An 8420-nucleotide genomic window follows, 5' to 3' on the forward strand; every position below is an offset into this window, starting at 1 on the left:
GCCTCGCACCGTGCGCTGCACTGGGCCCAGGCGCGCATCTACGCCTGGCAGCAGCGCGACCAGGAAGGGCTCGAGCACATCGAACTGGCGCTCATCTACTTCGACATCGGCAGCCAGAAGGAGACGGTTTTCCCCGAGCGCCGCAGTGCCGACGATTTGCGGCAGCACTTCGAGGCGCAGTGCGAGCGCTTTCTGGCCTGGGCCGAGGCGCAGGTGGCGCACCGCGCGGCGCGCGATGCGGCGCTCACCGCGCTGGCTTTCCCCTTTGGCGGCTTTCGCACCGGCCAGCGGCCGCTGGCCGAGGCCGTGTACAAGGCCGCCAGCGCGGGCCGCTGCCTCATGGCGCAGGCGCCCACGGGCATCGGCAAGACCATGGGCACGCTGTTCCCGCTGCTCAAGGCGGCACCCGCGCAGCGGCTGGACAAGGTGTTCTTCCTCGCGGCCAAGACCTCGGGCCGGCAGATGGCGCTGGACGCCCTCACCCGCTTGGCCGACAGCGCGCCCGCCCTGCCGCTGCGCGTGCTGGAGATGGTGGCGCGTGACAAGTCCTGCGAGCACCCCGACAAGGCCTGCCACGGCGAATCCTGCCCGCTGGCACAGGGCTTCTACGACCGCCTGCCCGCCGCGCGCGCGGCCGCCTTGCAGCCCCAGGCCGGCAGCGAACGCATCACCCTGCTCCAGGCCGAGGTGCGCAGCGCCGCGCTGGCGCACCAGGTCTGCCCCTACTACCTGAGCCAGGAACTGGCGCGCTGGGCCGACGTGGTGGTGGGCGACTACAACTACTACTTCGACATGGGCGGCCTGCTGCACGGCCTGGCCCAGGCCAACGGCTGGCGCACGGCGCTGCTGGTGGACGAGGCGCACAACCTGGTGGACCGGGGCCGCAAGATGTACACCGCCGAGCTGCGCCCGGACGGCCTGGCCCAGGCGCGCCAGTCCGCCAGCGCCGCCCGCTACCCTGCAGTCAAGAAGGCGCTGGACAAGGTGCGCCGCGCCTGGGTGGCGCTGGACAAGCAGCAGACAAGCACCTACGCAGTGCACGAGGCCTTCCCCGAGGACCTGCTGGCCGCCCTGCAGCTGTGCGGCAATACCCTCACCGACCACCTGGCCGAGCACCCGGCCGAGCCCGATGCGGCCCTGCAGGCCTTCTACTTCGACGCGCTGCATCTGGTGCGCATGGCCGGGCTGCTTGACGCACATTCGCTGGTGGACGTGACCCAGCCCACGGCACCGGGCCTGCCCAAGGCGGCGCGCGCGCCCGGCAGCTCCACCCTGTGCATCCGCAACCTGGTGCCCGCGCCCTTCCTGGCCCCGCGCTGGGAGGCGGCGCACACCAGCACCCTGTTCTCGGCCACGCTGCAGCCACAGCGCTACTACACCGACCTGCTGGGCCTGCCCGAGGACCACCTGGCCATCGAGGTGAAGTCGCCGTTCCAGGCGGCGCAGCTGTCAGTGCAGGTGGCGCGCCACATCTCCACCCGCTACCCGGACCGCAAGGCCTCGCTCGCGCCCATCGTGGCGCTGATGGCAAGTCAGTTCGGCGAGCGGCCGGGCAACTACCTGGCCTTCTTCAGCAGCTACGAGTACCTGCAGCAGGCAGCCGCACTGCTGGCAGAACAGCACCCCGCGCTGCCGCACTGGAGCCAGTCGCGGCGCATGCTCGAATCGGAGCAGCGCGAGTTCCTGGCCCGCTTCACCGAGACCAGCGAGGGCATCGGCTTCGCGGTGCTGGGCGGCGCCTTTGCCGAGGGCATCGACCTGCCGGGCCGGCGCCTGATCGGCGCCTTCCTGGCCACGCTGGGCCTGCCCCAGGTCAACCCGGTCAACGAACAGGTCAAGGAGCGGATGCAGGCGCTGTTCGGCGAGGGCTATGACTACACCTACCTCTACCCCGGCCTGCAGATGGTGGTGCAGGCCGCGGGCCGTGTGATCCGCACGCCCAGCGACGAAGGCGTGGTGCACCTGATGGACGACCGCTTCGGCCGGCGCGAAATCCGGGACCTGCTGCCCCGGTGGTGGCAGCACTGAGCGTCAATTCGCCTTGATACCGTTGTCTTTCACGACCTTGGACCAACGAGTGGTTTCTGTGTGCATCCACTCCGCGATCTGCTGGCGGTTCATGTCCGAGGGCTCCGAGCCCAGTTCCGCCAGCCGCTTGGCGATGTCGAGCCGGGCCACGATGCGCTGCACGGCGGCCTGCAGCTTGTCCAGCACGGCGGGCGGCGTGCCTGCGGGCGCCAGCAGGCCCTGCCAGGAGCCGGTGACGAAGTGGGGGATCTGCGAGGCCACGGTTGGCACGCCCGGCGTGGCCGCAAAGGGCTTGGCGCTGGTCACGGCGATGGCCTTGACCTTGCCGCCCTGCACCAGGGTGTTGGTCGCTACCACGCTGGCCATGGCCGAGTCGATCTGCCCGCCCGCCAGGTCGGCCAGCGCCTGGGCGCCGCCCTTGTAGCCGATGATGTTGAAGTCGAAGCCTTTGGCCTGCGCCAGCTGGATGCCGGCGAGCTGGCTGATGGCCGCCAGCGGGGTGCCGAAGCTCACGGGCTTGCCCGTCTTCTTGGCGTAGGCGGCCAGTTCGTCGATGTTCTTCGCCGGCAGGTCGTTGCGCACCACCAGCAGGTGCGGCGAGTAGGCCGGGATGGCGATGGGCGCCAGGTCCTTGAGCGGCTGGTAGTTGAGTTGCATCACGCTGGGCCCGATGGTCAGCACGCTCATGTCCAGCAGCAGCAGGTTGTAGCCGTCAGGCGCCGACTTGGCGACGAAGGAGGCGCCGATCTGCCCATTGGCGCCGGCCTTGTTGTCGACGATGATGGGCTGTTTCAGGGCCTCGCCCAGCTCCTTGGCCAGCAGGCGCGCCAGCACGTCGGAGGTGCCGCCTGCCGGGTTGGGCACGGTGATGCGGATCATCTTGCTCGGGTAGGCAGCGGGCGCCTCCTCGGCCCGGAGGGACAGGGCCGTGCCTGCCAGGAGCGCGGCGGCGGCAAGGCACGCGATGGCATGCCGACTGGGCAGGTTGTGGGGCAGGCAATGCAGTATCGGGGCAGTCATGGCGGTCTCCGTTTCTTTTTCAGGGTGAGCGAAGGCCGACTCGGCCTTCCTGGGGTCTTGCACCGGCCAGGGCCGGAAGGTGGTGGAATCGCCGCGTGCGCTCAACCGCCCGCGGCAGTGGCACTCAGGGCGCCCGGTAGATCAGGTTCTCGGGCGGCTCGCCACGCTGCAGCCGCTCGATGTTGCGGGCCATGAAGCCGTAGCGCCGGTCCAGCAGCGCGGGCGTGATGGCCGAGATATGGGGCGTGCCGCGCACATTGGGCAGTTCGTGCAGTGGCCAGCGCGAGGGCGGCACGGGCGCCTGGCCTTTCTTCGGGTACTGGTACCAGACATCGAGCACCGCGCGGCCCAGCCGGCCCTGGGCCCCCGCTTCGTACAGGGCCTCTTCGTCCCCCACCACGGCACGGGCCACGTTGACCAGCAGGGCATCGGGCGGCATCAGCGCAAACTGGCGCGCACCGATCAGGCCGCGCGTGCTGTCGTCCAGCGGGCAGCAGACGGCGAGCACCTGCACGCGGGGCAGCACCTCGTCCAGCGCCGCCACGGCGATGCTCTCCTGCGCCAGCTCGGCCGGCGCCGGGCGACCGCTGCGGGTGACCGCCACCACGTGCATGCCGAAGGCCCGCGCGCGCCGTGCGATCTCCTGCCCGATGTGGCCGAAACCCAGGATGGCGATGGTCCGCCCATGGGCCTCGCCGTGCTGGGAACGGGCTGCATACGCGCCGGCCCAGGCCTCGGCATCGAGCCGCGCGGGGTACTGCCACAGTGCCAGGCAGTGCTCCAGCACTGCATGCAGAGTGAACTCGGCAATCGGCACCTCGTGGCCGTGCACATTGCAGACCAGCGTGCCGGCAGGTAGCGCATCGCAGGCGATCTGCTCCCAGCCCGCGCCGGGCACGTGCAGCAGCCGGCATTGCAGGCGCGCGGCCTCGCCCGCCGCGATGCTGTTGGTGATGACCACGTCCGCAGCGATAGGGCCGGCAACGGGAAAGGCGTCCAGCGCCTGGACTTCGTGTTCCGGCCCCAGCAGTGCGCGCAGGCGGGGGGCATTGGGGGCATGCAGCCCGACGATCTTGATGAGCATGGAGAACAGATTCCGGTAGGTGGTTCAGCGGGTTTCCCGCACGATGAGGCCGGGCTGCTGCTTGAAGGCCTCGGTGAGCCGAGTGCCCAGCCCCGCCAATGCAGGCGGCTGGGCCATGCCGGCCGTGATCACGGGCAGGTCGGTCACGATGTCGCGGTACCAGGTGGCCAGCGTGGCGCGCACCACCTCCTGGTAGATGGCGGTAGGGGCATGCAAGGCCATGTGCAGGCCGGCCATCAAGGTCACGGGGCCCGTGCAGTCGTGCGGCGCCAGAGGCTTGTTGTAGGCCTGGGCCAGGGCGGCGATCTTGCGGCCCTCGGTGAAGCCGCCGCACCAGGCCAGGTCCAGCATCACCACGTCGAGCGCGTCCTGCGCCAGCAGGTCGCGGAAGGGGCGCAGGCCGCCCAGGGTCTCGCTGCCGCAGATGGGCACGCGGGTGCGGCGGCGCAGGTCGGCCAGGCTGGCCGCGTCGTCCATCTTGCACAGTGGGTCTTCGACCCAGAACACGTTGTACTCCTCCAGCGCCTGGCAGATGCGCAACGCCGAGTGGCCGCCGAACAGGCTGTGCAACTCGCACATCACCTCGATGCGGTTGCCCACGGCCTCGCGGATCTGGCGGAAGGGTTGCAGGCCCTTTTCCAGGTCGGGCAGGCTGATCAGGTGGCCACCGCTGGCGGGTGCATAGATGTCGAAGGGCCAGATCTTCATGGCCTTGTAGCCCTCGGCCAGCAGGCTCTCGGCCAGGGCTCCGGCATCGCGCATGAAGGCCACCTGGTCGTCGTAGGGCCCTTCGGACTCGTCCGCTGCCCCGATGTCGCGGCGCTTGCCGTTGGTGTTGAAGGCATAGCCCGCGCAGGTGTTGTAGACGGGCACGCTGTCGCGCGCGCCGCCGCCCAGCGCCTGGTAGAGGGGCACGCCCTGGCGCTGGCCGGCCAGGTCCCACAGGGCGATGTCCACCGCGCTGGCCGAGCGTACCTCCACGCCCGAGCTGTTGTAGCCCACATAGGGCGTGAGCAAGTGGCGCGAGATGCCCTCCATGTGCCGGGCATCGCGGCCCAGCAGCCAGGGGGCGAGCTCGCCGTGCAGGCAGGCCTCGACCGAGACGCCGCCCCGGAAGGTTTCGCCCAGGCCGACCAGGCCGTCGCGGGTTTCGATCTCCAGCCAGATCAGGCTGGGCCGGTCGGGCATGCGGTAGGTGCGCAGGCAGGTGATGGTTGACATGATTTACAGCTTTTTATATCTTTGCGATTCCAGGTACCGAAATACGCCTTGAATCTCTGGATGCGATTGTCTTTTTGGCGACCTTCACCCGCAATCACAGGATTTCCCTGTAAATACCTGTCAACCATGAACACCCTGCAGTCCTCCGCCGACCTTCCGCAACCCAGCGCCGAGCGCCTGCTGGCGGACCGCGTCTACGACAGCTTGCTCAAGCTGTTGGGCACGCCGGGGTTCGAGCCTCAGGCACGCCTGCCCGGGGAAACGGCGCTGGCCCAGCGGCTGGGTGTGTCGCGGCCGGTGCTGCGCCAGGCGCTGGCGCGCATGCGCGATGAGGGGCGCATCAGCACGCGCAAGGGCTCTGGCAATTTCGTGACCGACGCCCTGCCCCAGACCCAGCCGCTCTCGCTGGGGGCGCTGCGCAACATTCCGGACATCCGCGCCTTCCTGGACTTTCGCTGCAGCATGGAGGGCGAGGCCGCAGCCCGTGCGGCCCTGGTGCGCACGGCCGACCAGATGCAGTACATCCGCGACTGCCGCGAACGCTTCGAGCGCGCACTGGCCGAGGGCCGCGATGCGGTGGATGAGGACATCGCCTTCCACGCAGCCATTGCCCAGGCCTGCGGCAACCGCTTCTTCAGCATGACCATGGCCGCTCTGGAGCCGCAGACACGCTTCAGCATCGGCCTGGTGCGCAGCCTGGTGGGGCGGCCGCGCGGCGAGCGCCTGGCCGACGTGTGCCGCGAGCATGCGGCCATCGAGGACGCCATCGGCCGCCAGGACGCCAAGGCAGCGCGCCACGGCGCCGAGGCCCACCTGCAGGGCGGCATCGCGCGCCTGTTCGGCCAGTGATCCAGGCGCCCCGCCCCGCGCCGGGGCGGTGAATCCACGCGGGCCGGGCATTGCTTTGCCGGCGGCGCATTTTCAGTGAATCCGATCGGCTGCGCGGCTGGGTAATCAAAATACCCGAATGGATCAAATCACCATAATCACCAGCCCCATTTCCCGGGGCCAGATAATCGTGCTGCCAGCGCGGCAAGGCCTGACCATTCCTCTGGCTTGCGGTGCCGCATGGCGTGCGAATAGAATGCCACACCCAAACAAATAATACCCTGAAAATCAAATGAAAATGCAAATACATCAACAGCATTGCATGAACATTGCGCCCTTCCAATAATCAAAAAAATACCCATTCATAAATCAACCATGCGCATACTATTGATCGAGGACGAGTATGAACTCGCGAATGCCGTGCGAATCGCCCTGGAGCGGGAGCGCTTCGTCGTCGACACCGCCGCGTCCCTTGCGCACGCCCGGGCATCGGCCGAGGGCGCGGCCCACGACCTGGTGCTGCTGGACCGCACGCTGCCGGACGGCGATGGCCTGGCCCTGCTGCCCGCCCTGCGCTCGCGCAACCGGGGGGTTCCCGTCATCGTGCTGAGCGCCCTGGGAAAACTGGCCGACCGCATCGAGGGACTGGACGAAGGCGCCGACGACTACCTGGCCAAACCCTTCGCGCTGGAGGAGCTGATGGCGCGCATCCGCGCGATCCGGCGCCGGCCCAGCGACCTGGCCAGCGAAACCATCACGCTGGGCCGACTCTGCTTCGATCCGGCCTGCGACGAGGCATCGGTGCAAGGCCAGCGGCTCGACCTGCCGCGGCGCGAGCTGCGCGTCATCGCCTGCCTGGTGCAGCGCAAGGGGCGCACCGTGATGCGCGAAACACTGGAACAGGCCGTGTTCGGCTATGACGACGAGATCCACTCGAACACGCTGGACTCCCATGTCTCGCGCCTGCGGCGCAAGCTCGCCGACGCCGATGCGGGGGTGGAGATCCACGCCGTGCGCGGCGTCGGCTACCTGCTGCGGGCGGCACCATGTTGAAGAAGAAAAAGGAGAAGAAGCCCAGCCAGCCCTCTCTCAAGCGGCGGCTGATCGTGCAGCCGCTGGTGATCAACCTGATCACCCTGCTGCTGTCCTTCATCGTGCTGATCGCCATCGGTGCCCGCATGGACGCAGGCGGGCTCTACACGGATGAAAAGATCACCGACGTCATCGCCAAGGCCCTGGTGCGCACGAACGATGGCGGGCTGGCCATCACCGAGACACCAGACCTGGCCGAACTCCGGGCGGCCGCTCCGGACCTGTGGTTCGTGGCCAAGGACGATGCCGGCCACAAGGTCTCGTCGGGGCAGATGCCAGCCCAGTTCGACTCGGTCGTGAGCGCCCTGGGCGACCTGTCGTACGCCATCTTCCGCGACCGCTCACCGCCCTACAGCCTGTCGGCCGTGGTGCGCCGCGAGAGCAGCTCCGCGGGCAAGGTCACCATCCTGGCGCACGGCAAGCTCATCGGCCTGACCTTTGCCGTCGTCGTGGCGTCCAACCTGATCGTGCTCCCGATCATCCTGATCTTCGCGGTGGTCTCCCTCATCAACACCCCCTGGATCGTGCGGCGCACGCTCTCAGGCGTGGCGCGCATCGCCAAGGAGGCCGAGCAGATCGACGTCGACCAGCGCGGCATACGGCTGTCCGAGCACGAGGTGCCGCGCGAGATCGGGCCCCTGGTGCGCGCGGTGAACGAGGCCCTCGCCCGACTGGACGAGGGCTACGAGCGGCAGCAGCGCTTCATTGCCTCGGCGGCACACGAACTGCGCACGCCAATCGCCATCCTGCGCGCCAAGATCGATGCCGCCCCGGGCAGCGATGGCCAGCACCTGTCGGGCGAGGTCGCACGCCTGGCCACCCTGGCCGAGCAGCTGCTGGACCTGCAGCGCCTGGACCTCCAGCCTCCCCGGGTTCGCATCGACCTCGCCGGGCTGGTGCGCGGCGTGGCGGCGGACATGGCGCCGCTCATGATCGCGTCGGGCAAGACCATCGCCGTGCAGGTGGACGCGGGCGGCAGCGTGGCCGGCGATGCGGGGGCGCTGGAGCGCGTCGTGACCAACCTGGTCCAGAACGCCGCGGAGCACGGCGGCCAGCATGTGGCAGTGCGCGTGCATGGCACCACCATCGACGTCGAGGACGACGGGCCCGGCATTCCCATGCAGGAGCGCGAACGGGTGTTCGAGCC

8 protein-coding genes are annotated in these 8420 nt (G+C 69.0%); 4 read left to right on the forward strand and 4 right to left on the reverse strand.

Features of this window, described 5'->3' with window-relative positions; genetic code table 11:
* The coding region (locus tag ACK59X_RS02360; RefSeq protein ID WP_409954837.1) for an ATP-dependent DNA helicase at window positions 1-2028 on the forward strand (2028 nt) is incomplete at its 5' end.
* Between the two features lie 3 nt (window positions 2029-2031).
* On the opposite strand, the gene ACK59X_RS02365 is transcribed toward ACK59X_RS02360, so the two are convergent.
* The 3 genes from ACK59X_RS02365 to ACK59X_RS02375 all read right to left on the reverse strand — a co-directional run bounded on the left by ACK59X_RS02365 (window position 2032) and on the right by ACK59X_RS02375 (window position 5353).
* Window positions 2032-3048, reverse strand: coding sequence for a Bug family tripartite tricarboxylate transporter substrate binding protein (locus ACK59X_RS02365; protein WP_409954838.1), 1017 nt, complete (start codon window positions 3046-3048; stop codon window positions 2032-2034).
* A 124-nt stretch (window positions 3049-3172) separates the two neighbouring features.
* Window positions 3173-4132 (reverse strand): 2-hydroxyacid dehydrogenase, encoded by a 960-nt coding sequence (locus ACK59X_RS02370; protein WP_409954839.1) that lies wholly within the window; start codon window positions 4130-4132, stop codon window positions 3173-3175.
* 24 nt (window positions 4133-4156) lie between these two features.
* On the reverse strand, window positions 4157-5353 hold the full coding sequence (locus ACK59X_RS02375; protein WP_409954840.1) for a mandelate racemase/muconate lactonizing enzyme family protein: 1197 nt from the start codon (window positions 5351-5353) through the stop codon (window positions 4157-4159).
* Between the two features lie 126 nt (window positions 5354-5479).
* Between ACK59X_RS02375 and ACK59X_RS02380 the strand changes: the two genes are divergently transcribed.
* A complete protein-coding gene (locus ACK59X_RS02380; protein WP_409954842.1) occupies window positions 5480-6202 on the forward strand; it encodes a FadR/GntR family transcriptional regulator in 723 nt (240 codons plus the stop codon).
* Window positions 6203-6339: 137 nt separating this feature from the next.
* Here ACK59X_RS02380 and ACK59X_RS02385 read toward each other — a convergent pair whose 3' ends face one another.
* On the reverse strand, window positions 6340-6543 hold the full coding sequence (locus ACK59X_RS02385; RefSeq protein WP_409954844.1) for a hypothetical protein: 204 nt from the start codon (window positions 6541-6543) through the stop codon (window positions 6340-6342).
* 13 nt (window positions 6544-6556) lie between these two features.
* On the opposite strand from ACK59X_RS02385, the gene ACK59X_RS02390 reads away from it, so the two are divergent.
* Both ACK59X_RS02390 and ACK59X_RS02395 read left to right on the forward strand, forming a co-directional pair.
* Window positions 6557-7234: a response regulator transcription factor gene (locus ACK59X_RS02390; protein WP_409954845.1), complete on the forward strand. Its 678-nt coding sequence runs from the start codon at window positions 6557-6559 to the stop codon at window positions 7232-7234.
* On the forward strand, window positions 7228-8420 hold a 1193-nt coding region (locus ACK59X_RS02395; protein ID WP_409954847.1), incomplete at its 3' end, for an ATP-binding protein. The genes ACK59X_RS02390 and ACK59X_RS02395, both read left to right, overlap by 7 nt.

The sequence above is a fragment of the Acidovorax sp. genome (assembly GCF_046339755.1).
Taxonomy (GTDB): Bacteria; Pseudomonadota; Gammaproteobacteria; order Burkholderiales; family Burkholderiaceae_C; genus Acidovorax.